Raw genomic sequence first — 24,215 nt, 5'->3', positions numbered from 1 at the left:
ACATCACGCTGTGGAATTCACGACTCAACACCTGATCGCCCTGCTGCCGCTGCTGGTTGCCTGCGCCACTGTCGTCGCAGTGATGCTGGCCGTGGCCTGGAAGCGTAACCACACCCTCACCTTCGGCCTGTCGGTGGTCGGCCTCAACGCCGCCCTGCTGGCCATCATCCCGGCGCTGGGCGTCACCCCCATCGAGGTGACCCCGCTGCTGAAGGTCGACACCTTCGGCTGCTACTACATGGCGCTGGTACTGGCCTCTACCCTGGCGTGCGTCACCCTGATCCACGCCTACCTGGGCGGCAACACTGGCCAGGGCTACCCGGGCAACCGCGAGGAGATGTACCTGCTGATCCTCCTGTCCGCCTGCGGTGGCCTGGTGCTGGTCACCGCGCAGCACATGGCCGGCCTGTTCATCGGCCTGGAACTGCTGTCGGTGCCGGTCTACGGCATGGTGGCGTATGCCTTCTTCAACAAGCGCTCACTGGAAGCCGGCATCAAGTACATGGTGCTTTCGGCCGCCGGTTCCGCCTTCCTGCTGTTCGGCATGGCCCTGCTCTACGCCGACGCCGGCACCCTGAGCTTCGCCGGCATCGGCGCCAAGTTCTCCGGCCAGGGCGTGCCCGGTGGCCTGGTGCAACTGGGCATCGGCATGATGCTGGTCGGTCTGGCGTTCAAACTGTCCCTGGTGCCCTTCCACCTCTGGACGCCGGACGTCTACGAAGGCTCCCCGGCCCCGGTGTCGGCCTTCCTGGCCACCGCCAGCAAGGTCGCCGTGTTCGCCGTGCTGGTTCGCCTGTACCAGATCTCCCCGGCCACTGCCGGTGGCTGGCTGAACGACCTGCTGGCCGCCATCGCCGTCGCCTCGATCCTGTTCGGCAACCTGCTGGCCCTGCTGCAAAGCAACATCAAGCGCCTGCTGGGCTACTCCTCCATCGCCCACTTCGGCTACCTGCTGATCGCCCTGATCGCCACCAAGGGCATGGCCGTGGAGGCCATCGGCGTCTACCTGGCCACCTACGTGCTGACCAGCCTGGGTGCGTTCGGTGTGGTGACCCTGATGTCCACGCCCTACAACGGCCGTGACTGCGACGCCCTGTACGAATACCGCGGCCTGTTCTGGCGCCGTCCGTACCTGACCGCCGTGCTCACCGTGATGATGCTGTCGCTCGCCGGCATTCCGCTCACTGCGGGCTTCATCGGCAAGTTCTTCGTCATCGCCGCCGGTGTCGAATCCCACCTCTGGCTGCTGCTGGGCGTGATGATCCTGGGCAGTGCCATCGGCGTGTTCTATTACCTGCGGGTCATGGTCACGCTGTTCCTGGTGGAGCCGAACCTGCGTCGTCACGACGCCGACCTGCACTGGGCCCAGCGCGCCGGCGGCATCATGCTGCTGATCGTCGCCCTGCTCACCTTCCTGCTCGGCGTCTACCCGCAGCCGCTGCTGGACCTGGTCCAGCACTCCAGCCTGGTCGCACTCGGCCACTGAGTGCCCCACGGCAGCAACGAAAAAGCCCGGCGAATGCCGGGCTTTTTCATGGCCGTTCACTTCGGGGTCCCCTCCCCTTCCGCCTCCAGGCAGGTGAAACCAGCAAGACCATGGCGCCAGCCGGCAAGTCCCGGCATCATCGGCAGCCTGCTCCAGCGGGCGCCCCGCCGCCGCACCCCATCAAGGACGAAGCCGTGCACCCAAGACCCGACCTGCTGTTCATCCCCGATTTCCTCGACGAGCCGGACAGCCACTTGCGCCAACTGCTCGAAACGGTCACCTGGGACACCCGCATGCGCGCGCGGCGCACTGCCAGCTACGGGGTCGCCTACAACTACTCGCAGATCCACTACCCCGCCACGCCACTACCGGCCTGGGCCCAACGGCTTGGCGAGCGCCTGCAGCCGGTCATTGGCTTCTCTGCCAACAACTGCCTGCTCAACCTCTACGAAGACGGCCAGTCATCCATGGGCTTTCATTCCGATGAGTGCGAGGTGCTGGAATCCGGCACCGGGGTGGCCATCCTCTCCCTCGGGGACTCCCGCGAGATCCGCTTCCGCAGCAAGGCCGACCGCGAGCACGAAGTGGCCTGGACGCTACCGTCCGGCTCGCTGCTCTACATGGACCAGGCCGTCCAGGCCCACTGGCTGCACGCCATTCCCCGGACCGAAGCCGCCGGCCCGCGCATCAGCCTCACCTTCCGCCGCCTGCGGGCAGCGCCTTAAGGCAGGCGGACCCGCCGACGGGTGCTGACGAACAACCCCCAGCTGGCCATGAACAGCGCCGCCACCAGCGGGCCGATGACGAAGCCATTGAGGCCGAACAGCGAAATCCCGCCCAGGGTGGAGAGCAGCACCAGGTAGTCCGGCATGCGCGTGTCCTTGCCCACCAGGATCGGCCGCAGCAGGTTGTCCACCATGCCGATCACCAGCACGCCCACCAGCACCAGCACCACGCCCTGCCAGAGGTCACCGCTGAGCATCAGCCAGGCCGCCACCGGCGCCCAGATCAGCCCCGAGCCCACTGCCGGCAGCAGGGACAGGAAGGCCATCAGCACGCCCCAGAGCAATGCACTGGGGATGTCCAGCAGCCAGAACACCACGCCACCCAACCCGCCCTGGATCACCGCCACCACCACGTTGCCCTTGACCGTCGCCCGCACCACACGGGTGAACTTCAGCTGCAGGCGACGCTTGTGGTGATCCGCCAAGGGCACCGCCGTGCGGATGTGCCGCACGATTTCCGGGCCGTCGCGGAGGAAGAAGAACAGCAGGTAGAGCATCAGGAAGAAGCCGATCACCACCTGGAAGGTGTCCTGCCCGATGGAGAACGCCTGGGTCGCAAGGAACTGGCTGCCCTGGGTGGCGGCACCCACCAGGCGGTCACGCAGGCCGTTCAGGTTGTCCAGGCCGAAGCGCCCCAACTGATGCTGTAGCGCCTGCGGGAGCAGGTCGATGAAGCGTTCCAGGTACATGCCCAGGTCCAGCTCGCCGGACTCCAGACGGCTGTACAGATCGGCCCCCTGCTGCACCAGCAGCAGGCCGATCAGGCACACCGGGATGATCGCCACCAGCAGGCACACCCCCAAGGTCAGCAGCGCCGACAGGTTGCCCCGCCCACCCAGGCGCAGGGCCAGGCGGCGTTGCAGTGGTGCGAACACCACTGCCAGCACCACCGCCCAGAAGGCGGCGCCATAGAACGGCAGCAGGATCCAGATGAAGGCCAGGGAGACCAGCACCAGCAGCAGGATCAGCGAGCGAAGTTCGAGGGGATAGCGAGAGGCGGACATGGGCGGGCGGTATCCAGTGGGGTTACCGGTTTAGTCCGCCAGTGTCGGCACAAAGTGCGAAGACTTTGCAGGTGCAGCGCCCGAAAGCGCCAGGGGTGGAGTCGCCTTGGCCCGGGCTTCAGCCCGGAACACGAATGGCCTCGCGCCCCGAGCCGAACGGGCCGGCAATCAGATGCGGAACTGACGCACCAGTGCACCCAGGCGGTCGCCCAGGGCGGCCAGGGAGCGGGCGGTCTCGGCACCCTGGCGGGTGTCGTCGGCGACGCTGTCCACGGCCACGGCGATCTGGTGCACGCTGCGGTTGATCTCCTCGGCCACCGCCGTCTGCTCCTCGGCAGCGCTGGCGATCTGCGCGTTCATGGCGTTGATGGTGCCGATCAGCCCGGCGATGGCGTCCAGCGAGGCGCCGGCCTGGTTGGCCTGCTCGCTGGTGACCTCGCCGGCATCGCTGGAGCGGCGCATGGCGGTCACCGCTTCCTGGGTGCCCTGTTGCAGGCGGTCGATCATGCCCTGGATTTCCTGGGTGCTCTGCTGGGTGCGGCTGGCCAGGGCACGCACCTCGTCGGCCACCACGGCGAAGCCGCGACCGGCCTCACCCGCGCGGGCCGCCTCGATGGCGGCGTTGAGGGCCAGCAGGTTGGTCTGCTCGGCAATGGAGCGGATCACCCCCAGCACGCTGACGATGGACTGCACGTCCTGCTGCAGGCTGTCCAGGGACACGCCGCTCTCGCGGATGTCACCCACCAGCGAATGGATACGGGTGATGCTGCCGTCCACCACGCGCTTGGCGGCCTGGCCTTCCTGGTCGGTCTTCTGTGCGGCCTCGGCAGCCCCCTGGGCGCTCTGGGCCACCTCATGGGCGGCGGCGCTCATCTCGTTGATGGCCGTAGCCACCTGGTCGGTCTCGTGGCGCTGGCGCTCCATGGCCTGCTCGGAGCGGTGGGCCTGGGCGGACACCTGGTCCACCAGGCCGGTGAGCTGCACGGTCATCTCGACGATCTGGCGCACCAGGCCGTGGATCTTCTCGACGAAGCGGTTGAAGGAGCCAGCCAGCTCGCCCAGCTCGTCCTGGCTGTTGATCGGCAGGCGGTGGGTCAGGTCACCGTCACCGGCGGCGATGTCGTCAAGGTTGGCCTTGATCTGCTGCAACGGACGCAGGAAGGCGTTGGCCAGGGTCGTGCCGACGATGCCGAATACCACCAGCAAAATCACCGCAATCACCACGATGCTGGTGAGGATGGTGCTGATGCGCGCGTCGATCGCCTCCTGCACCTCGGCCACCTGGGCCTCGACGCCGTCCAGGTTCACCGCCGTGCCCAGGGCCATGTCCCACTTGGGCAGGTAATAGCTGTAGGCGAGCTTGGGCACCTGCACGCTCTCGTTGCCCGGCAAGGGCGAGCTGTAGAACACGTAGCGGCTGTCATCCTTGGCGACCCGGACCAGTTCGTCGTTCACGGCCACGCCGTTGACGTCCTTGCGGCCGGAGAAGCTCTTGCCCACGTCCACTGGGCTGTCGCCACGGAACAGGCGGATCACCTGGGAGTCGTAGGCGAAGAAGTAGCTGTCCTTGCCGTACTTGATCTTCTTCAGGATCTCGATGGCTTTTTCGCGGCTCACCATGTCATTGGCGGCCGACGCGTCATACAGCATCTGCACCGAGCCCAGGGCGATCTGCATGTAATGCTGCAGTTCACGGCGGTTCTCATCGATCAGACGCTCGCGGGTTTCCTTCACCTCACCCTCGGCGAGGCTCAGCAGGACCTTGGCTGCTGCGCCGCTGAGCACGACGGCGAACAGTATCACCGGCGCGAGCGCCAGCAGCAGGACCTTGGTTTTGAGTGTCAGGCGCATGTATCCATTCCTCAGGGCGGCAGACCGGGAAAACGAAAGGGGGACAGCCGAGGTATCGGCTGTCCCTTCATTAGCTATAGCGAATCGTGGGGAAAACGCGGCGGAACGAGCGCTCCGTCACAACACCATGGCCGCCAGCCAGCCGAAGGCCAGCAGGGGCAGGTTGTAATGCAGGAAGGTGGGCACCACGGTGTCCCAGATGTGGTTGTGCTGGCCGTCCACGTTCAGGCCGGAGGTAGGGCCCAGCGTCGAGTCGGAGGCCGGCGAACCGGCGTCTCCCAGTGCGCCGGCGGTGCCGACGATGGAGACGATGGCCAGCGGGCTGAAGCCCAGCTGCAGACACAGCGGCACGAAGATCGCCGCGATGATCGGCACCGTGGAGAACGACGAGCCGATGCCCATGGTCACCAGCAGCCCCACCAGCAGCATCAGCAGCGCGCCAAGCGCCTTGCTGTTGCCGATCAGCCCGGCGGAGGCCTCCACCAGGGTGGCCACCTGGCCAGTGGCGCGCATCACCTCGGCGAAGCCGGCGGCGGCGATCATGATGAAGCCGATCATCGCCATCATCTTCATGCCCTCGGTGAACAGGTCGTCCACCTGGCGCCAGCGCACCACGCCGCTGGCGGAGAACAGCAGGAAGCCCACCAGTGCGCCGACGATCATCGAGTCCAGCCACAGCTGCACCACGAAGGCGGCGACAATGGCCGCCCCGGCCGCCAGCAGGCTGCGGCGGTCGTAGGCCACCTCCACCTGCTCGGCAGCGGCGATGCGCTCCAGGTCGTAGACACGCTTGCGCCGATAGCTGAACAGCACCGCGATCAGCAGGCCCGCGACCATGCCCAGCGCCGGGATGGCCATCGCCTGGGTGACGCTGACGCCACTGATGTCCGCCCCGCTGCGGGCCACGTTGGCCAGCAGGATCTCGTTGAGGAAGATGTTGCCGAAGCCCACCGGCAGGAACATGTACGGCGTGATCAGGCCGAAGGTGATCACGCAGGCCACCAGCCGGCGGTCGATCTGCAGGCGGGTCAACACGTACAGCAGCGGCGGCACCAGCAGCGGGATGAAGGCGATGTGGATCGGCAGGATGTTCTGCGAAGCGATCGCAACGCCCAGCAACAGCGCCACCAGGCCCCATTTCAGGGCACCGCCGCCGTTGCCATCCTGGCGCCCCACCAGCGCCAGCACCCGGTCGGCCAGCGCATGGGCTAGCCCGGAGCGGGAAATTGCCACGGCAAAGGCCCCCAGCATCGCGTAGGACAGCGCAACGGTCGCACCACCGCCCAGCCCCTTGTTGAAGGCCTCCAGCGTGCCGTCCACGCCAAGCCCACCCAGCAGGCCGCCCACCAGCGCACCCAGGATCAGCGCCAGCACCACGTGCACGCGCAGCAGGCTCAGCACCAGCATCACGCCGACTGCCACGATCACCGCATTCATTCCACTCTCCCGAAGGCCGCCCTGTTCAAGGAGAGCGGCAAAAAAAGCGGCGTACTCTGCCGAAAGCGAACGATACTGTCAAAACGGATATATGTTCAGAATGCTGAACGATGCGTGCATAATCCTTGCATGCTGCGCCCGCAGCAGTCGTTTCGAGTTGGAAGCTCCATCGCCAGGACCGGCCTGATCAAGTAAGTGGCCAACTGGCCGATAGCCGCCTTGTAGTCTGACGAGAAGAAGGAAAAGACCATGCCGTTCAGTCGCCTTTCCATCCAGTGGAAGATCACCCTGCTCGCCGGCCTCTGCCTGCTGGCCATCGTGACCCTCCTGGTAGGCGCCTCCCTCTACCAGTCCAAACGCAGCGCCGAACTGGTGAAGGCCTCCAGCTCCCAGATGCTCGACCACAGCGCCCGACAACGGATGCAGGCGCGTGGCGAACTGCAGGCCATCCGCATCCAGCGCTACTTCATGGACGCCTACCAGTACGGCAAGGGTTTTTCCCGCCAGATACTGTTCCTCAAGGAACAGGCCGAGAAGCGCTTCCTCGACGCCTTCGACCTGCGCGAGGACCTGACCCGCCAGGTGCGCACCAGCCTGGAGGCCAACCCCAGCCTGCTGGGCCTCTACGTGGTGTTCGAGCCCAACGCCCTGGACGGCAAGGACGAACTGTTCACCGAACAGGGCGAGCTGGGCAGCAACGAAAAGGGCCGCTTCGCCCTCTACTGGTCCCAGGCCACGCCCGGCAAGCTGCTGTCGGAAACCATGGACGAGAAGATGCTCGCGGACGACAGCACCGGCCCCAGCGGCTCGCCCTACAACGCCTGGTACACCTGCCCCATCCAGACCCGCGACTCCTGCGTGCTGGAGCCCTACTTCGACGATGTCGGCGACCGCAAGATCCTCATGACCAGCATCGCCTTCCCGCTGATTCAGAACGACAAGGTCGTCGGCGTCATGGGCCTGGACATCAGCCTCGACAGCCTCCAGCAGCTCAGCCAGCAAGGCAGCCAGGAGCTGTACGACGGCAAGGCCCACATCAGCATCCTCAGCCCCGCCGGCCTGCTCGCCGGCCACAGCCAGGACATCGGCAAGCTCAGCCAGAAGCTCGACGCCGTCTTCGGTGCCGACGCCGCCGCCCTCACCTCTGCCCTCCAGAGCGGCAAGCCCAGCAACGTCGACAAGGACGGCATGCTGCGGGTGATGGAGCCCTTCAAGCCGATCCCCACCGCCTCGCCCTGGAGCGTGCTGCTGGAAGTGCCGGACAAAGTACTGCTCGCCCCCGCCATCAAGCTGCAGCAGGAGCTGGACGCCCAGCGCGACGCCAGCAGCCTGGTTTCGGCCCTCATCGGCCTCGCCGCCGCCGTGCTCGGCCTCGGCCTGATGTGGCTCACCGCCCTCGGCGTCACCCGGCCGATCCTCGGCGTGGCCGCCATGCTGAAGAACATCGCCAGCGGCGAAGGCGACCTCACCCGCCGCCTGGAGTACGCCCGCCAGGATGAACTGGGCGAGCTGGCCGGCTGGTTCAACCGCTTCCTTGACAAGCTGCAGCCGATCATCGCCGACGTGAAGCGCTCGGTTCAGGATGCCCGGGGCACTGCCGACCAGGCCTCCTCCATCGCCGAGCAGACCAGCGCCGGCATGCAGCAGCAGTACAAGGAAGTCGACCAGGTGGCCACCGCCTCCAACGAGATGAGTGCCACTGCCCACGACGTGGCCCACAGCGCCGCCCAGGCCGCCGAAGCCGCACGGGGCGCCGACCTGGCCACACAGGAAGGCCTGGCGATGATCGACCGCACCACCAGCGCCATCGAGCAGCTGGCCAGCGAGATGAGCGCCGCCATGGAAGAGGTGCAAGGCCTCTCCAGCAGCAGCGAGCAGATCGGCTCCGTGCTGGAGGTGATCCGCGCCATCGCCGAGCAGACCAACCTGCTGGCCCTCAACGCCGCCATCGAAGCCGCCCGCGCAGGTGAAGCCGGCCGCGGCTTCGCCGTGGTCGCCGACGAGGTGCGCAGCCTGGCCAAGCGCACCCAGGACTCGGTGGAAGAGATCCGCCAGGTCATCGAAGGCCTGCAACACGGCACCCGCGAAGTGGTCGGCTCCATGCACAGCAGCCACCGCCAGGCCCAGAACAGCGTCGAGCAGGTCGGCCAGACGGTGACCTCGCTGCGCAAGATCGGCGATGCCGTCACCGTGATCACCGACATGAACCTGCAGATCGCCAGCGCCGCCGAGGAGCAGAGCGCCGTGGCCGAGGAGATCAACCGCAACGTCGCCGCCATCCGCGATGTCACCGAATCCCTCTCGGTGCGGGCACGGGAGTCGGCCGAGGTCAGCCAGAACCTAAACCGCCTGGCCAACCACCAGCAGGGCCTGATGGACCAGTTCAAGGTCTGACGCCATCGGCTCCACGCCCTGGCACGCCGGCGCTTGTTCGCCGGCGTGCCGCTCGCTAGCCTGCCCCTCCCCCTTCCTCGTTCCTGCAAGGACAACACAATGCTCAACTACGCCATCGTGGCCGGCTCCAGCCGCGCCAACAGCCAGTCCGGCAAGGTCGCCCGCTTCATCCGCCAACGCCTGGTCGACCTGAAGCTGGCCGATGAGGCCGGCACCTCGGTCATCGACCTCGGCCAGCAACCGCTGCCACTGTGGCCCGCCGAAGACACCGGCCCCTGGGCCGGCTTCCAGCAACAGCTGAAGGCCGCCGACGCGGTGGTGATCATCGCCCCCGAGTGGAACGGCATGGCCTGCCCGGCCATCAAGAACTTCTTCATCTATGCCAGCAAGGCCGAACTGGCCCACAAGCCGGGGCTGCTGGTGGGCGTCTCCTCCGGCATCGGCGGCGGCTACCCGATCAGCGAGCTGCGCGCCTCCAGCTACAAGAACTGCCGCCTCTGCTACCTGCCCGAACACCTGATCGTCCGCGGCGTGGAGAAGGTGCTCAACGGCGCCGAGGTGGTCAGCGAAGACGACCAGCGCATCCGCGACCGCCTGGACTACGACCTGGACATCCTCGCCAAGTACGCCAGCGCCCTGCAGCCGGTGCGTGCCAGCATCGACTTCAGCAACCCCGCCTTCACCAACGGCATGTAAGCGCGCCGGCCCCGCCACAGTACGCGGGGCTGTCCCTCACAGCGCCCGCCCCTTACAGCGAAAGCGCCCGCTGCACCACCGCACCACGCGGATCACCGCTGGGGCCCACCAGCGCGTAGTTGTAGCCATTGCGCGACCAGTAGCGCGCCTCCAGGTCACCGTCCTGGCGGCTGCCGCTGGGCATCTCGGCATAGAGCGCGCCGGGCGAGCGCAGGTACAGGCTGACCCGCTGGCCGTTGGCGTCCTCGAACAGCAGGATCGCCGCCGCCCCCTGCTCGTTGGTCAGCAGCCGCCCACCCACCGGGCGCAAGCCGTAGGGCGACAGGTCGGGAATACGCGACGCGTGGGTGAAACGCCGGTCCAGCCAGGCCTGGAGGTTGCCGGCATCGCCCTGCACATCCACCGCGACGCTGCCCAGGGCGAACAGGCGGTGCGCCTCCAGGGCGTCCTGCATGGGCGGGATGTCCGCCAGCAGGGTCTGCTCACGGGCCTGCCAGCCACCCACGCCCCCCAGCCCCAGGGCCAGCAGCAATGCGGCCGCCGTCGCCCATTGGCGCCGTTGTCGGGCCAGCCGCGCACGGCGGATGGCACGCGGGTCCAGCGCCGGGTTGGGCGGCAGCCCCTGCAGGTCGGCGAGGCCGGTACGCAGGTGCTGCATGTCCTGGCGCCAGCCCTCCACCTGGGCGGCAGCCTCGGGGTGGCGGGCCAGCCAGGCCTCCACCAGGCGGGCCTGCGCGGGGTCAAGCTGGCCGTCCAGGTAGGCGTGAAGATCGTGTTCGCTGGGTTCGAAGGAAGTCATTTGAGTATCCGCAACGAAGGGGATGCGATTTCGCCCTCGGCCAGCGCGCGCAGGGCCTTGCGCGCGCGGGAGAGGCGGGACATGACGGTGCCGATGGGCAGATCCAGGGCCTCGGCGGCCTCCTTGTAGCTGAGCCCCTCCACCCCCACCAGCACCAGCAGCGCGCGCTGCTCGGCCGGCAGGCGGGCGAAAGCGTCGAGGGTCGAGCGTGCCTCCACCTGCGCCTCCAGCGACGGGGTCTCGTCGGCACCGGCCAGGCCGAAGAAGCCCAGCACCTTGGCGTAGCGCCGAGCACGCCGCTGCCCGTCGAGGAACTTGCGGTAGAGGATGGCGAACAGCCAGGCCCGCAGGCTCTCGGCCTGGCGCGGCCCCTGGCGATCGCCCAGGGCGCGCTCCACCGTGGCCTGCACCAGGTCATCGGCACTGGCGGGCTCGCGGGTCAGCCAGAGGGCGAAACGGCGCAGGCGCTGCAGCAGTTCGCGAAGTTCGTCGTCATCGATGTCATGCATGGGGAACGGGGCTCGGGGCAAGGATGCTGTGGAGGAAGACGCCCCAGCCGCAACTTTATTCCAGCCGGCGGGAATAAATCCTCCGCTCGTACGTCCCACCGGCTCAATGACCTGGCCAGAGGAGCCATCCATGACCCCTTCCCCCCTCAGCCGCGCCCAGCTCGCCGGCCGGCTCTCGCTGATCGGCCTGGCGGTCGCCGGGCTGGCCGGCGCCTTCGCCTGGACTGCCGGCTGGATCGGCCCGCAGCGCCTCACGCCGCAGCGCATCATCGACACCTTCGAAGCCAACGCCGGCCACTACCCCGGCTACCGCAAGAACCACGCGAAGGGCCTGTGCATCAGCGGCCAGTTCCAGTCCAGCGGCGCGGCTGCCGCTTATTCCCGCGCCCAGGTCTTCGCCCCGGGCGACATCCCGGTGACCGGGCGCCTGGCCATCGGCGGCAGCAACCCCTTCGCCGCCGATGCCAGCGTGCCGGTGCGCAGCCTGGCCCTGCGCCTGCGCAGCGCCGACGGCCAGGAGTGGCGCACCGGGATGAACACCCCGGCGGTGCTGGCGGTGGGCACGGTGGAGGCCTTCTTCGAGCAGGTGCTCGCCTCGGCCCCCGATCCGGCCACCGGCAAGCCGGACCCGGCGAAGGTGCAGGCCTTCTTCGACGCCCACCCGGAGAGCGCGGCCTTCCGCCAGTGGGCCCAGACCAACAAGCCGTCCAACAGCTTCGCCAACGCCCGCTACCACGGCCTCAATGCCTTCCGCCTGGTGAACACCGAGGGCCAGCCCCGCTACGTGCGCTGGGCGATGGTGCCGGAAGCGCCCTACGAACCCCTGGACGCCCAGGTGGACGACCCGGACTTCCTCGCCCACGACCTCCACCGCCGCCTGGCCCAGGGCCCGCTGCGCTGGCACCTGGTGCTGACCCTGGCCGAGGACGGCGACCCGGTGGACGACCCGTCCCGCGCCTGGCCCGCCGAGCGCCAGCAGGTGGAGGCCGGCACCCTGGTGATCGACCGCGCCCAGCCCGAGGACCGAGGAGACTGCCGCGACATCAACTTCGACCCGCTGGTGCTGCCCGACGGCATCGAGCCCTCGGCCGACCCGATCCTCGCCGCCCGCTCGGCCGCCTACGCCGTGTCCTTCAACCGCCGCACCCACGAAGGCGCCCCCGCCCCTCGCCCCGGAGCCCAGCCATGAATTCCACCCGCCCCGTCTTCACCCCGCTCGCCCGCCTGCTGCACTGGCTGATGGCGATCCTGATCCTGGCCATGCTGTTCATCGGTGCCGGCATGGTGGTGGAGCTCAGCCCCTGGCACACCACCCTGGTGGCCGTGCACAAACCGCTGGGTGTCGCCCTGCTGGTGCTCGCCGTGCTGAGGCTGGGCGTACGCCTGCGCCGGCCGGCGCCGCCACTGCCGACCGACATGCCGGCCTGGCAGCAACGCCTGGCCCATGCCTCCCATGTGCTGCTCTACGGCCTGATGCTGGCCATGCCCCTGGTGGGCTGGGGCATGCTCTCCGCCGGCGGCTACCCGGTGCAGCTGGGCAGCGCCCTGCAGTTGCCGGCCATCGCCCCGCACGACGCCCAGCTCTACGCGGTGCTGCGCAGCGCCCACCGCTGGCTCGCCTACCTGTTGCTGGCCTGCGTCCTGGCGCACCTGGGCGCCGCGCTGTTCCACGGCCTGGTCCGTCGCGACGGCGTGCTCGGCAGCATGCTCGGTGGCCGCTGAACGGCGTGATCCGGCCCAAACCAATCCAGACGGCCGTGGTCTAGGAGCTGTACGCACCCTCCATTCCCGACGCGGCAGGCCGACAAGCGGCCTGTCACGGAATGGGCGGTGCCTGGCCTTCACCCTGGAGAACCTCCGTGAGCCGCACCCCCTGCCTTCTGATCACCCTGCTGTGCTGCGCCGGCAACGCCCTGGCGTCCAGCGACGATGCCTGGAAACAGCACGACCGCCGCGTGCTGGCGGCCTGCACCGCCGTCAGCAAACTCAAGGATGCAAAGCCCGCCGGCCAGACCGTGGTGTTCGACGATCGCCTCGGCCTCACCGCGCTGATGATCACCGGGCGCTACCCCCAGCCGCACATGAAAGGGCGCAGCGGCAACGAGCTGTGCCTGTACGCCCGCAAGACCGGCAACGCCTACATCAGCGAAGCCGATCGCCTGGTGGGCAGCGGCACGCCCTGAGCCCAGGGTCGCCCTGGCGACGGGCGTGCTCTATCATCGCGGCCTTTTCACAGCACCCGAGCCGCACCATGAGCGAACCGACCACCCTCCTCGACACCCTCGGCAACAGCGACATGCTGGAGATCGACGGCCTGCATGCCTGGCAATTCGACCTGGTCGACGGAGCCCTGCGCATCGAATGCATCGACGGCCGCGACCGTCGCGTCTGGCAATTCAGTGCCGAGCAGGTGCAGCAGGCCCGCGCCGAAGCCGATGGCAGCTGGCGGATCGACAGCGACCAGGGCGAGCACCACCTGGTGTGCATGGAGGCCTTCAGCGGCAGCAATGACGACGATGAAGAAGACGAGGACGAGGCGCCCGAGCAGGCCTGAACAGGCTCAGCTCACCACGTTGCGCAGGTAGCGCAGGGGCGCCGTGCCCAGGTTCGAGTAGGCATAGGGCTGGCTGCTGGCGAACACATGGAAGTCCCCCGCTCGGACCGTCACCGGCCCCTCCGGCAGTTCCAGCGTCAGCTCCCCCTCGATGACGTAGACCATCTCCCGCCAGCCCTCGGCATCCGCCTCCGAGGCGTAGCGCTCGCCCGGCTCCAGGGCCCAGGACCACAGCTCCACCTCGCGCCGCGCCGGGGCGCTGGCCAGCAGCACGGCGCGGCTGCGCGGGTCTTCGCCGACCCAGGCCACCGCTTCGATGCGCGAGCGATCCGGGCGGCTCGGCGCCTGCACCAGGTCGGGGAACAGCACCCCCAGGGCCTCGGCAATGCGGTCCAGAGTCGCCAGGCTGACGTTCACGTCCCCGGCCTCGATGCCGACGATCATCCGCCGGCTCACCCCGGATTCCGTAGCGAGCGCATCCTGGCTCATGCCCAGCGCCTTGCGCAGACGGCGAACGTTCTCGGAGACGTGTTCCAGTACGTTGGGTCGGTCCATGGGCTTGGGCAATATATTGCTCATTGAGATGAATTTGCGCATTATGTTGCACATCCCGGCGCACCACAAGCACGCGCCCTTCCCTGCCTGATCCGGAAAACCATGACCCAGTCCCGCAACCTGGCCGCGACGCTCCTGCCCGTCGGCGTGCTGATCATCGCCATGACCTCCGTGCAGAGCGGCGCGTCCCTGGCCAAGAGCCTGTTCCCCCTCATCGGCGCCGAAGGCACCACCACCCTGCGCCTGGTGTTCGCCGCGATCTTCCTGATCCTGGTGCTGCGCCCGTGGCGCGCCCGCATCAACACCGGCGCCCTGGGCAGCGTGGTGGCCTATGGCGTGGCCCTGGGCTTCATGAACCTGCTGTTCTACATGTCCCTGCGCACGGTGCCCCTGGGCGTGGCGGTGGCACTGGAGTTCACCGGGCCGCTGGCGGTGGCGATCTTCTCCTCGCGGCGCCTGCTGGACTTCGTCTGGATCGCCCTGGCGGTGGCCGGCCTGTTGCTGCTCCTGCCGGTGGGTGCCAACGCCAGCGGCATCGACCCGCTGGGCGCTGCCTACGCGCTCGGCGCCGGCGTGTGCTGGGGGCTGTACATCATCTTCGGCCAGCGCGCCGGGGCGGACCACGGCATGCAGAGCGCCTGCCTGGGGGTGATCGTTGCCGCCTTCGCCGCCGCACCCTTCGGCGTGGTCCATGCCGGCACCGACCTGCTCAACCTGGCCCTGATCCCCACCGCGCTGGGGGTGGCGCTGCTCTCCACGGCCATTCCCTACACCCTGGAGATGTACGCCCTGCAACGCATGCCGGCGCGGACATTCGGCACTCTGATGAGCATCGAGCCGGCCCTGGGGGCGCTCTCCGGGCTGCTGTTCCTCGGTGAAAAGCTGACGCTGCTGCAGTGGGCCGCCATCGGCGCCATCATCCTCGCCTCGGTGGGCACCACCGCGAGCATGAAGCGCAAGGAAGAGGTGCAGGGACTGATTCCCGCCGACTGAGCGCAAACCCCTTGCCGAGCGAAGCCCTCCTGCGCAAGGCTATCGCCCTGCCTTGCGCCCTCACAGGATCGTCCATGAACAAGTTCCCCTACGTTTCCACCGGCTGCCGCCCGGTCAACTGGCAGCTGGACCAGATCGTCAGCGAGTTGCGCAGCGCCCGCGAAGAGTGGCGCAGCCGCAACGGTCGCGGCCAGGATCGCGGCGGACGCGAGCTGCCCTCGCGCACCACCATCGGCCAGATCATCGAAGCCATCAGCGGCGCACTCTTCCCCATGCGCCTCGGCCCGGCGGACCTGCGCGAAGAAAGCGAAGACTTCTACGTCGGCCACACCCTGGACGTGGCGCTCAACGCCCTGGCCGGCGAGGTGCGCCGCGAGCTGGGCTACACCGCCCGGCAGAACAGCACCAGCGCCGCCGACATCGAGTGCGAGGCCATCACCATCGTCCAGGGCTTCGCCGCCGCCCTGCCGCAACTGCGCCGCCTGCTGGACAGCGACGTGCTGGCCGCCTTCCAGGGCGACCCGGCCGCCCGCAGCGTCGACGAAGTGCTGCTGTGCTACCCCGGCATCCACGCGGTCATCCACCACCGCCTGGCGCACTACTTCTACAAGAACGGCCTGCCGCTGGTGGCGCGCATCATCGCCGAGATCGCCCACTCGGCCACCGGCATCGACATCCACCCCGGCGCCACCATCGGCAAGAGCTTCTTCATCGACCACGGCACCGGCGTGGTGATCGGCGAAACGGCGATCATCGGCGAGCGCGTGCGCATCTACCAGGCGGTGACCCTGGGCGCCAAGCGCTTCCCCGCGGACGAGTCGGGCAACCTGCAGAAGGGCCAGCCCCGCCACCCCATCGTCGAGGACGACGTGGTGATCTACGCCGGCGCCACCATCCTCGGGCGCATCACCATCGGTAAAGGTTCGGTCATTGGCGGCAACGTCTGGCTGACCCGCAGCGTGCCGGCCGACAGCAACATCACCCAGGCCAGCCTGCAGAGCGATTGCGGCGCCTGACCGGTACGCGCCGTGGCCCCCCGCCACGGCGCGCCCCCGGACGGACGGCACGCGGGCAGCCGATGAATGACCGGTCCTGGCCACTGGCCAGTGGCCTGCATTGATCTAGCATCCAAGGGACGACAGCAGTCACGTCGCTCCCGGTTGCACGACCCGGCCCGGCTCGCCGGGCACGCCATGGACAGGCGCCCTGAAACCATGGCACCCACCGATACAGCTCCAGAGGTCCTACGTGACACCCCCGGCGACGAGCTTCACCCCCCTGCTGCACCTGGTGCGGCGGCTTTTTCGTGTGCGTGCGGCAGCCCTTCTGGGCGCCGAGGGCCTGCTCGCCTGTGACGGATCACCTGCGGAACAGGTCGTGGCCGCCTGCCATGGGCAATCGCCCGAGCTGCGCGCCCTTCATCACCAGCCCCTGCCCGGCACCGACGCCCGCCTCATCCTGCTCGACACCGCCCCCCTGGCAGACAACCTCGACACCACGGCCCTGGCCGACTTCGCCCACTTGGCGGCCGAGTTGCTGGACCAGCAGCAGCGCCTGCAACGCATGCAGGACGAGACCACCGCCCTCAAGGAAAACGAGCAGCGCCTGGCCCTGGCCGTGGCCGGCAGCGGCACCGGCATCTGGGACCGCGACGTGGTCAACGGACGCATCCACTACTCGCCGGGCTGGAAGTCCATGCTCGGCTACGCCGTCGGGGAAATCAGCGACCGCATCGAGGACAGCTACGGCCGCATCCATCCTGATGACCTGGACTACGTGCGTCGCACCATGCTCGACCACTTCGAGCAGCGCACCCCCGACTACCAGGTGGAACACCGCCTGCAACGCAAGGACGGCAGCTACATCTGGGTCAGCAGCCGCGGCAAGGTGGTCGAGCGCGACGAACAGGGCCGTGCCCTGCGGATGATCGGCACCACCACCGACATCACCGAGATGAAGCGCATGGCCCGCCGGCTGGAACAGAACATCGAATTGCTGACGGACCTCACCAACGAGATCCCCGGCATGGTCTTCCAGTACCTGCGCCACCCCGACGGCCGCGGCGAATACCGCTACGTCAGCGCCGGCAGCCTGGACATCTACGGCCTCTCCCCCGAGCAGGTGAAGGTCGGGCGCGAACGCATCCTCGCGCTGATCCACCCCGACGACCTGCCGGGCTACCTCAACGCCCTGGAAACCTCCGCCATGGCCCTCACCCCCTGGCACCGGGAATACCGCGTGTGCCTGGCCAGCGGCGAAGTGGGCTGGCGCCTGGGCAATGCCCATCCCAAGCGCCTGGGCGATGGCAGCGTGCTCTGGCACGGCTTCATCACCGACATCAGCGAGCAGAAGCGCATCGAGGCCGAGCTGCAGGCCCTGGCCATCACCGACTTCCTCACCCAACTGCCCAACCGCCGGCACTTCATGACCCGCCTGGAAGAGCAGCTGGCCCGCCTGCAACGGCCCGGCAACAGCGGCGCAGCACTGCTGATGTTCGACCTGGACCACTTCAAGGGCATCAACGACCGCTGGGGGCACAGCGCCGGCGACGAGGCCCTGCGCCACTTCGCCGCCCTGCTCAGCGAGCAGATGCGCCGGGTCGACTTCGCCGGGCGCATGGGCGGCGAAGAGTTCGCCGTGGTGCTCAACGACGCCGACCACCGCAGCGCCATGGTCTTCGCCCAGCGCCTGCAGCAGCGCCTGGAAGACGTGCCACTGCTGTACCAGGGCGAGCGCATCCCCCTGACGGTGAGCATCGGCATCACCACCCTGGGCGCCGACGACATCACCGCCGCCGGCGCCCTGTCCCGCAGCGACATGGCCCTGTACCGGGCCAAGGCGGAAGGCCGCAACCGCATCGAGGTGCACTGACGCGCCACCCATCCGGACGCCGCACGGCAGCTTGACCGCCTTCGGGGAGTGAAATTACTGTATTTATATACAGTAATTTACGACACACCTTCCCATGTCCACCGTCGTCGCCCTCGACCGCCTGTTCAACGAGCGCCGCCTCTGGCGCGGCCAGGCCACGCCCGCTGCACCTGCCAGCCGCTACCCCAGCGGGCACGCCGCGCTGGACGCCGTACTGCCTGGCGGCGGCTGGCCGGAAGCGGCCCTGAGCGAGCTGCTGGTGGGCCTGCCCGGTGTCGGCGAACTGAGCCTGCTGCTGCCCACCCTTGCCCGCCTCAGCCAGGCCGGTGAGCGCATCGTGCTGGTGGGGCCGCCCCACCTGCCCTACCCGCCCGCCTGGCAGGCCGCCGGGGTGGACCTGGGTCAGCTCAGCCTGGTCCAGGCCCAGGGTCGGGATGCCCTGTGGGCCGCCGAGCAGTGCCTGCGCTCCGGCAGCTGCGGCGCCGTGCTGGCCTGGCCGGACCGGGCCGACGACCGCGCCCTGCGTCGCCTGCAGGTAGCCGCCGAAAGCGGCCAGACCCTGGCCTTCGCCTACCGTTCCCTGGGGGAAGCCCAGAACCCCTCGCCCGCCGCCCTGCGCCTGGCCATCGAAGCCAACCCGGCGCGCCTGCGGGTGATCAAGTGCCGGGGCGGCCAGCCCAGTGCCCGACCGATCCCGCTGGATGCGCGGGTGGGACCCTGACCGTGCGCTGGGCCTGCATCCTCTTGCCCCAGTTGGCGCTGGACGGCGTGCTGCGCGGCCGGGATGACCGCCAGGTGCCGCTGGTGCTGCTCACCGGTCCCGCCCAGCGGCGCATCCTGCAGGCAGTCAGCGAACCGGCGCGGGCCCTGGGGCTGCGCCCGGGGATGGCCCTGAGCGCCGCCCAAGCCCTGACCTCAGGCTTCGAACAGGCCGAGTACGACACCGAGGCCATCGAGCGCTGGCGCCTGTTCCTCGCCGCCTGGGCCTACGGCTTCAGCTCTCAGGTCAGCCTGCACTACCCACGCTGCCTGCTGCTGGAGGTGCACAGCAGCCTGGGCCTGTTCGGCCCCTGGCCACGCTTCGAGGCCCGCCTGCGGGCCGAGCTGCAAGCCCTGGGCTTTCGCCACCGCATCACCCTGGCGCCCAACCCGGCGGCTGCACGCGCCCTGGCCAACGTGCACGACGGCCTGGCCGTGGACGACCCGGCCCTGCCCTCGGCCATCGGCGCGCTGCCGCTCGCCCGCATCGGCCTGGAGCCGTCGCAGGCCACCGCCCTGGCCCGCATGGGCCTGCGCCAGGTGACACAGGTGCTGGCCCTGCCGCGCAACGAACTGGCACGACGCTTCCCGGACGGGGTGCTGCAGCACCTCGACACCCTGCTCGGCCGACAGCCCCAGGCGCTGGCCTTCTACCGCCCGGCGGACCGCTTCAGCACCCGCATCGAGCTGAACTTCGAGGTGGAGTCCGCCCAGGCTCTGCTCTTCCCCCTGCGCCGCATGACCGCCGACCTGGCTGCCTACCTGGCCAGCCGCGACCAGGGGGTGCAGCGCTTCAGCCTGTACCTGGAACACCGCACGGGCGCGCCGACCCTCGTCGAGGTGGGCCTGCTGAATGCCGAACGCGAGGCGGCCCTGCTGCTGGAGTTCGCCCGCGGCCGCCTGGAGGCCCTGCAACTGCCCGGCCCGGTCATCGCCCTGCGCGTGGACGCGGAAGACCTGCCGGCCTTCGTGCCGGACCGTTACAGCCTGTTCGATGACCGCCCCCAGCAGAGCCTCGGCTGGGAGCAACTGCGCGAACGCCTGCGCGCGCGCCTGGGCGACGACGCCGTGCAGGGCCTGATGACCCAGGCCGACCACCGCCCCGAACGGGCCTGGCGCCCGTGCTTCGTGCCCCTGGCGACCCCGCTGCCGGCCACGGGGCCACGCCCGGCCTGGCTGCTGGCCGCGCCCCAGCCCCTGCCGGAAGGCTCGGTGCGCCTGCTGGGCGGGCCCGAGCGCATCGAGTCCGGCTGGTGGGACGGTGACGACATCCGCCGCGACTACTACCGCGTGCTGACCCATCGGGGCCAGCAGGGCTGGGCCTTTCGTCCGCTGGGTGAAACAGGCCCGCTGCAGTTGCAGGGCTGGTTCGCATGAGCGCGCCGGACTACGCCGAGCTGCACTGCCTGTCCAACTTCAGCTTCCAGCGCGGTGCCTCCAGCGCAGCGGAACTCTTCGAGCGCGCCCGGCAACTGGGCTACCGCGCCCTGGCGATCACCGACGAATGCACCCTGGCCGGTGCCGTGCGGGCCTGGCAGGCCGCCAAGGCCACGGACGTGGCGCTGATCCTCGGCAGCGAGCTGCAAGGGCCCGACGGCGAGCGCCTGGTGCTGCTGGTGGAGGACATCGCCGGCTACCAGGCGCTGTGTCAGTTGATCACCCGCGCCCGCCGACGGGCGCAGAAAGGCGACTACCGCCTGCTGGACGCGGACTTCGAAGTGCCCCTGGAGGGATTGCTGGCGATCTGGTTGCCCACGCCGACCAGTTGCCCCGAGGCCGGCCAGCGCTGGCTGGCGCGCTTCCCCGGCCGGCTGTGGCTGGGCGTCGAGCTGCACCGGGGGGCAGACGACGACGTCCGGCTGCAACGTCACCTTCACCTGGCCCGCCAACTGGCGATACCGGCGGTAGCCTGTGGCGACGTGCACATGCATGCCCGGGGCCGGCGCGCCCTGCAGGACTGCATGACCGCCATCCGCCATCACCTGCCTGTCGCCGAGGCCGGGGCACGGCTGTTCCCCAACGGGGAGCGGCACCTGCGCCGCCGCGAGGAGCTGGCCGCGCTCTACCCGCCCGAGCTGATGGCCGAGACCCTGCGCATCGCCGAACGCTGCCGCTTCGACCTGGGCCAATTGAAGTACCACTACCCCCGCGAGTTGGTGCCGGAAGGCCATACGCCCGCCACCTGGCTGCGCCAGCTGGTGGAAGACGGCGCGTGCTGGCGCTGGCCAGGCGGAGCCAGCGAGAAGGTCCGTACCCAGATCGAGCATGAGCTGGCCCTGATCACCGAGCTGGGCTACGAGAGCTACTTCCTCACCGTCCACGACATCGTCCGCTTCGCCCGGGAGCAGGCCATCCTCTGCCAGGGCCGGGGCTCGGCGGCCAACTCGGTGGTGTGCTTCGTGCTCGGCATCACCGAACTGGACCCGGCCCACAGCCGGCTGCTGTTCGAGCGCTTTCTCTCCCGCGAGCGCAAGGAGCCGCCGGACATCGACGTCGACTTCGAGCACGAGCGCCGGGAAGAGGTCATCCAGTACGTGTTCCGCCGCTACGGCCGTGATCGGGCCGCGCTGACCGCCGTGGTCAACACCTACCACGCCGCCGGTGCGGTGCGTGACGTGGCCAAGGCCCTCGGGCTGCCGGCCGATGCCATCAACGCCCTGGCCACCTGCTGCAGACGCTGGAGCGACCACCTGCCCACCGAGGCGCGCCTGCGCGAGGCGGGCTTCGACCCGGGCAGCCCGCTGCTGCACCGCATCCTGGTGCTGTGCGGCGAGCTGATCGGCTTCCCCCGCCACCTGTCCCAGCACCCGGGAGGCTTCGTCATCTCCGAGCACCCGCTGCCGACGCTGGTGCCGGTGGAGAACGCCAGCATGGCCGAGCGCACGGTGATCCAGTGGGACAAGGACGACCTCGATGCCGTCGGCCTGCTCAAGGTGGACGTACTGGCCCTGGGCATGCTCAGCGCCCTGCGCCGCTGCTTCGACCTGCTGGCCGCCTACCGGGGCCAGCGCTGGACCCTGGCCAGCCTGCCCCGGGAAGACGCGGCCACCTACGCGATGATCAGCAAGGCCGACACCGTCGGGGTGTTCCAGATCGAGTCGCGTGCGCAGATGGCCATGTTGCCACGCCTGCGGCCGCAGACCTTCTACGACCTGGTGATCCAGGTGGCCATCGTCCGCCCCGGCCCGATCCAGGGCGACATGGTCCACCCTTACCTGCGGCGGCGTAACGGCGAGGAAAAGGTGGAGTACCCCTCCAAGGAGCTGATCCCGGTCTTCGAGCGAACCCTGGGGGTGCCGCTGTTCCAGGAGCAGGTCATGGAGCTGGCGGTGGTGGCGGCGGAATACACCGCCGGGGAAGCGGACCAGTTGCGCCGGGCCATGGCCGCCTGGAAGCGTCATGGCGGGCTGGAGCCGCACCGCATCCGGCTGACCGAGCGGATGCTGAAGAAGGGCTACACCCCCGAGTTCACCGCGCGCATCTTCGAGCAGATCAAGGGCTTCGGCAGCTATGGCTTTCCCGAGTCCCACGCGGCCAGCTTCGCCCTGCTCACCTACGCCAGCTGCTGGCTCAAGTGCCACGAGCCGGCAGCCTACGCCTGCGCCCTGGTGAACAGCTGGCCGATGGGCTTCTACAGCCCCGACCAGGTGCTGCAGGACGCGCGCCGCCACGGCATCCGCGTGCGCCCGGTGGACGTGCGCTACAGCGACTGGGACTGCAGCCTGGAGGACGAAGGCGAGCCGCAGCCGGCCATCCGTCTTGGCCTGCGCCTGGTGAAAGGCTTCCGCCAGGACGACGCCGAGGCCATCGGACAGGCACGCCGGCAAGCCCCCTTCCAGGACGTGACCGACCTCTGCCTGCGCGCCCGCCTGGATGCCCGCGCCCGTGAGCGGCTGGCCGATGCCGGCGCCCTGCGGGCCCTCGCTGGGCACCGTCACCGCGCGCGCTGGGCCATCGCCGCCGTGGAGCCGCAACTGCCGCTGTTCGCCGCCCTGCCCGCTCCGGTCGAAGCGCCGGTGGCCCTGCCGCTGCCCAGCGTCGGCGAGAACCTGATGGCCGACTACGCCACCCTCGGCACCACCCTGGGGCCCCACCCGCTGACGCTGCTGCGCGGCGCCTTGCGGGCCCAGCGCTGCCGCAGTTCGCGGGAGCTGGCCGAGGTGGAATCGGGGCGCCCCATCAGCGTCGCGGGCCTGGTGGTCGGCCGGCAGCGCCCGCAAACCGCCAGCGGAGTGACCTTCGTCACCCTGGAGGACGAGTTCGGCATGATCAACGTGGTGGTCTGGCGCGACCTGGCCGAACGCCAGCGCCAGGCCTTGCTGCGCTCGCAGCTGATGCGGGTGGACGGTCACTTCGAGTGTGCGGACGGGGTGCGCCACGTGATCGCCGGACGCCTGCGGGACCTGTCCGAGCTGTTGACCGGGCTGGATGTGCGCAGCCGGGACTTCCACTGAGCAGAAGCCCGGCTGGGGGGATGGCGCCCCGTGAAGGGGCGCCGAACGGATCAGTCGGTGCCGTACTTCGGCGAACGCGGACCGTAGAGCAGGCCACCGTTGTAACCGGTGGAAAGCAGCCGGGCACTAGTGATACCGGCGATGGGATAGGCGGCATCCTCGACGGAGCTGTTGATGATCTGCTTGACGGCTGCGGTGACCAGCATGCCGACCAGGCCGCCCCCGTTGTTGTTGTTGCCCTCTTCGCTGGAGGCACTGGCCGAGCCGGTCCACAGGGTGGTGCCGGTCTTCAGGTCCACCAGGCGGGCGCTGGCAGTGACGATGGCGGCGCTGCTGAACACCATGTACTGGGTGCCGTACTGGGTGACGGTGATGTACAGCGCCGCATCAGCCCCGTAGACCTCATGCAGCTTGGCCGGCGGCAGTTGGTGGATATCGCCCGGGGAAGTCAGGCCGTTCTGGCGGAAGGTCTCGTCCACCAGGGCCACCGGCAGCACGTAGTAACCGGCCTCGGCCAGCGGGTAGGTGACCTGGGACATCATGCCGTAGGTGGCCTTGACATCCGGCGACTCGTTCAGCGGCGGCAGCACCAGGATCGAGCGCGGGCGGGCCTCCTTGTAGGCGGAGTAGTCGACGCTCTTCTGGGTCGAGGCGCAGCCGGTGACCAGGGCGCCGAGGACGCAGCAGACCAGCAGTCGGGACAGGTGGCGAAGGCTCATTGCGCACCTCCCTTGGCGTTCTTCAGCAGCATGTCCATGTAGGTGGCGGACTCGGGGAACAACGCCTTCTCGGTTTCGAACTCACGCACCATCTGGTCATCCTTGCCGATGCTGGAATACAGCAGGCCGAGCTGGGCGTGGTAGCCCGGCGGCACGGCGCCGTTCTTGGCCTTGATCTTCTGCAGGTCGGCTTCCAGCGCCTCCACCTGGGCTTCCTTGGACTCGCCCTTGAAGTACTGGTTGACCTGGGTCTGGTAGCCCTCCCACTGGTAGAGGGTCTTGGGCCCGCTGCAGCCGGCCAGCATGGCGCTCGCCAGCAGCAGCGCGGCGAGCGAGGTGTTCATCGGTT

Annotated in this window: 22 protein-coding genes; 14 read left to right on the top strand and 8 right to left on the bottom strand. The window is 69.0% G+C overall.

Annotated features, from left to right (window positions below; genetic code table 11):
- Nucleotides 1-10: 10 nt before the first annotated feature.
- A complete protein-coding gene (gene nuoN, locus BM198_RS09715) occupies nucleotides 11-1,486 on the top strand; it encodes an NADH-quinone oxidoreductase subunit NuoN (protein ID WP_074969565.1) in 1,476 nt (491 codons plus the stop codon).
- Nucleotides 1,487-1,680: 194 nt separating this feature from the next.
- Nucleotides 1,681-2,211 (top strand): alpha-ketoglutarate-dependent dioxygenase AlkB family protein, encoded by a 531-nt coding sequence (locus BM198_RS09710; RefSeq protein WP_074969563.1) that lies wholly within the window; start codon nucleotides 1,681-1,683, stop codon nucleotides 2,209-2,211.
- Here the strand turns inward: BM198_RS09710 and BM198_RS09705 are convergent.
- The 3 genes from BM198_RS09705 to BM198_RS09695 form a co-directional block, all read right to left on the bottom strand.
- Nucleotides 2,208-3,275: an AI-2E family transporter gene (locus tag BM198_RS09705; protein WP_044405834.1), complete on the bottom strand. Its 1,068-nt coding sequence runs from the start codon at nucleotides 3,273-3,275 to the stop codon at nucleotides 2,208-2,210. The two genes, BM198_RS09710 and BM198_RS09705, sit on opposite strands and share 4 nt — an antisense overlap.
- Before the next feature lie 168 nt (nucleotides 3,276-3,443).
- Nucleotides 3,444-5,126, bottom strand: coding sequence for a methyl-accepting chemotaxis protein (locus BM198_RS09700; RefSeq protein ID WP_074969561.1), 1,683 nt, complete (start codon nucleotides 5,124-5,126; stop codon nucleotides 3,444-3,446).
- A gap of 117 nt (nucleotides 5,127-5,243) precedes the next feature.
- On the bottom strand, nucleotides 5,244-6,563 hold the full coding sequence (locus BM198_RS09695) for a Na+/H+ antiporter family protein (protein ID WP_074969559.1): 1,320 nt from the start codon (nucleotides 6,561-6,563) through the stop codon (nucleotides 5,244-5,246).
- 249 nt (nucleotides 6,564-6,812) lie between these two features.
- Here BM198_RS09695 and BM198_RS09690 point away from each other — a divergent pair, with 249 nt between their 5' ends.
- Entirely contained in the window at nucleotides 6,813-8,957 is a 2,145-nt protein-coding gene (locus tag BM198_RS09690) for a methyl-accepting chemotaxis protein (RefSeq protein WP_074969557.1), read from the top strand.
- 99 nt (nucleotides 8,958-9,056) lie between these two features.
- Nucleotides 9,057-9,653, top strand: a complete 597-nt coding sequence (locus BM198_RS09685) for an NADPH-dependent FMN reductase (RefSeq protein ID WP_074969555.1) — start codon at nucleotides 9,057-9,059, stop codon at nucleotides 9,651-9,653.
- Nucleotides 9,654-9,705: 52 nt separating this feature from the next.
- On the opposite strand, the gene BM198_RS09680 is transcribed toward BM198_RS09685, so the two are convergent.
- Nucleotides 9,706-10,452 carry an anti-sigma factor family protein gene (locus BM198_RS09680; RefSeq protein WP_074969553.1) on the bottom strand — a complete coding sequence of 249 codons (747 nt, stop codon included), beginning with the start codon at nucleotides 10,450-10,452 and terminating at the stop codon, nucleotides 9,706-9,708.
- Nucleotides 10,449-10,961 carry a sigma-70 family RNA polymerase sigma factor gene (locus BM198_RS09675; RefSeq protein WP_074969551.1) on the bottom strand — a complete coding sequence of 171 codons (513 nt, stop codon included), beginning with the start codon at nucleotides 10,959-10,961 and terminating at the stop codon, nucleotides 10,449-10,451. Before BM198_RS09675 ends, BM198_RS09680 begins: the two co-directional genes overlap by 4 nt.
- 130 nt (nucleotides 10,962-11,091) lie before the next feature.
- Here BM198_RS09675 and BM198_RS09670 point away from each other — a divergent pair, with 130 nt between their 5' ends.
- The 4 genes from BM198_RS09670 (at nucleotide 11,092) to BM198_RS09655 (ending at nucleotide 13,515) form a co-directional block, all read left to right on the top strand.
- On the top strand, nucleotides 11,092-12,150 hold the full coding sequence (locus BM198_RS09670; RefSeq protein WP_074969549.1) for a catalase family peroxidase: 1,059 nt from the start codon (nucleotides 11,092-11,094) through the stop codon (nucleotides 12,148-12,150).
- Entirely contained in the window at nucleotides 12,147-12,683 is a 537-nt protein-coding gene (locus BM198_RS09665; RefSeq protein WP_074969547.1) for a cytochrome b, read from the top strand. Before BM198_RS09670 ends, BM198_RS09665 begins: the two co-directional genes overlap by 4 nt.
- A gap of 137 nt (nucleotides 12,684-12,820) precedes the next feature.
- Nucleotides 12,821-13,144 carry a hypothetical protein gene (locus tag BM198_RS09660; RefSeq protein ID WP_044404231.1) on the top strand — a complete coding sequence of 108 codons (324 nt, stop codon included), beginning with the start codon at nucleotides 12,821-12,823 and terminating at the stop codon, nucleotides 13,142-13,144.
- Between the two features lie 68 nt (nucleotides 13,145-13,212).
- On the top strand, nucleotides 13,213-13,515 hold the full coding sequence (locus BM198_RS09655; RefSeq protein WP_074969545.1) for a DUF5629 family protein: 303 nt from the start codon (nucleotides 13,213-13,215) through the stop codon (nucleotides 13,513-13,515).
- A gap of 6 nt (nucleotides 13,516-13,521) precedes the next feature.
- On the opposite strand, the gene BM198_RS09650 is transcribed toward BM198_RS09655, so the two are convergent.
- Nucleotides 13,522-14,112 (bottom strand): helix-turn-helix domain-containing protein, encoded by a 591-nt coding sequence (locus BM198_RS09650; protein WP_074969543.1) that lies wholly within the window; start codon nucleotides 14,110-14,112, stop codon nucleotides 13,522-13,524.
- A 60-nt stretch (nucleotides 14,113-14,172) separates the two neighbouring features.
- On the opposite strand from BM198_RS09650, the gene rhtA reads away from it, so the two are divergent.
- The 6 genes from rhtA to BM198_RS09620 all read left to right on the top strand — a co-directional run bounded on the left by rhtA (nucleotide 14,173) and on the right by BM198_RS09620 (nucleotide 23,147).
- Complete coding sequence (rhtA, locus tag BM198_RS09645; RefSeq protein WP_044404225.1) at nucleotides 14,173-15,063, top strand: threonine/homoserine exporter RhtA; 891 nt, start codon at nucleotides 14,173-14,175, stop codon at nucleotides 15,061-15,063.
- A gap of 74 nt (nucleotides 15,064-15,137) precedes the next feature.
- The gene (epsC, locus tag BM198_RS09640) at nucleotides 15,138-16,079 is read left to right on the top strand and encodes a serine O-acetyltransferase EpsC (RefSeq protein ID WP_074969541.1); all 942 of its coding nucleotides are present in this window, start codon (nucleotides 15,138-15,140) and stop codon (nucleotides 16,077-16,079) included.
- A gap of 361 nt (nucleotides 16,080-16,440) precedes the next feature.
- On the top strand, nucleotides 16,441-17,934 hold the full coding sequence (locus tag BM198_RS09635) for a sensor domain-containing diguanylate cyclase (protein WP_244165688.1): 1,494 nt from the start codon (nucleotides 16,441-16,443) through the stop codon (nucleotides 17,932-17,934).
- Nucleotides 17,935-18,028: 94 nt separating this feature from the next.
- A complete protein-coding gene (imuA, locus tag BM198_RS09630) occupies nucleotides 18,029-18,655 on the top strand; it encodes a translesion DNA synthesis-associated protein ImuA (protein ID WP_074969537.1) in 627 nt (208 codons plus the stop codon).
- A 2-nt stretch (nucleotides 18,656-18,657) separates the two neighbouring features.
- The gene (locus BM198_RS09625) at nucleotides 18,658-20,070 is read left to right on the top strand and encodes a Y-family DNA polymerase (RefSeq protein ID WP_074969535.1); all 1,413 of its coding nucleotides are present in this window, start codon (nucleotides 18,658-18,660) and stop codon (nucleotides 20,068-20,070) included.
- Nucleotides 20,067-23,147 (top strand): error-prone DNA polymerase, encoded by a 3,081-nt coding sequence (locus tag BM198_RS09620; RefSeq protein ID WP_074969533.1) that lies wholly within the window; start codon nucleotides 20,067-20,069, stop codon nucleotides 23,145-23,147. The genes BM198_RS09625 and BM198_RS09620 overlap by 4 nt, the downstream gene beginning before the upstream one ends.
- Before the next feature lie 50 nt (nucleotides 23,148-23,197).
- Here BM198_RS09620 and BM198_RS09615 read toward each other — a convergent pair whose 3' ends face one another.
- Nucleotides 23,198-23,866 (bottom strand): DUF799 domain-containing protein, encoded by a 669-nt coding sequence (locus tag BM198_RS09615; protein ID WP_044404210.1) that lies wholly within the window; start codon nucleotides 23,864-23,866, stop codon nucleotides 23,198-23,200.
- On the bottom strand, nucleotides 23,863-24,210 hold the full coding sequence (locus tag BM198_RS09610) for a DUF4810 domain-containing protein (RefSeq protein WP_044404236.1): 348 nt from the start codon (nucleotides 24,208-24,210) through the stop codon (nucleotides 23,863-23,865). Before BM198_RS09610 ends, BM198_RS09615 begins: the two co-directional genes overlap by 4 nt.
- Between the last annotated feature and the right edge of the window lie 5 nt (nucleotides 24,211-24,215).

Origin of the sequence: Metapseudomonas otitidis, from assembly GCF_900111835.1 — a bacterium.
GTDB classification, from domain to species: Bacteria; Pseudomonadota; Gammaproteobacteria; order Pseudomonadales; family Pseudomonadaceae; genus Metapseudomonas; species Metapseudomonas otitidis.
The sequence above is the reverse complement of the archived record's forward strand: the minus strand, read 5'-3'. Positions and strand labels throughout refer to the sequence as shown.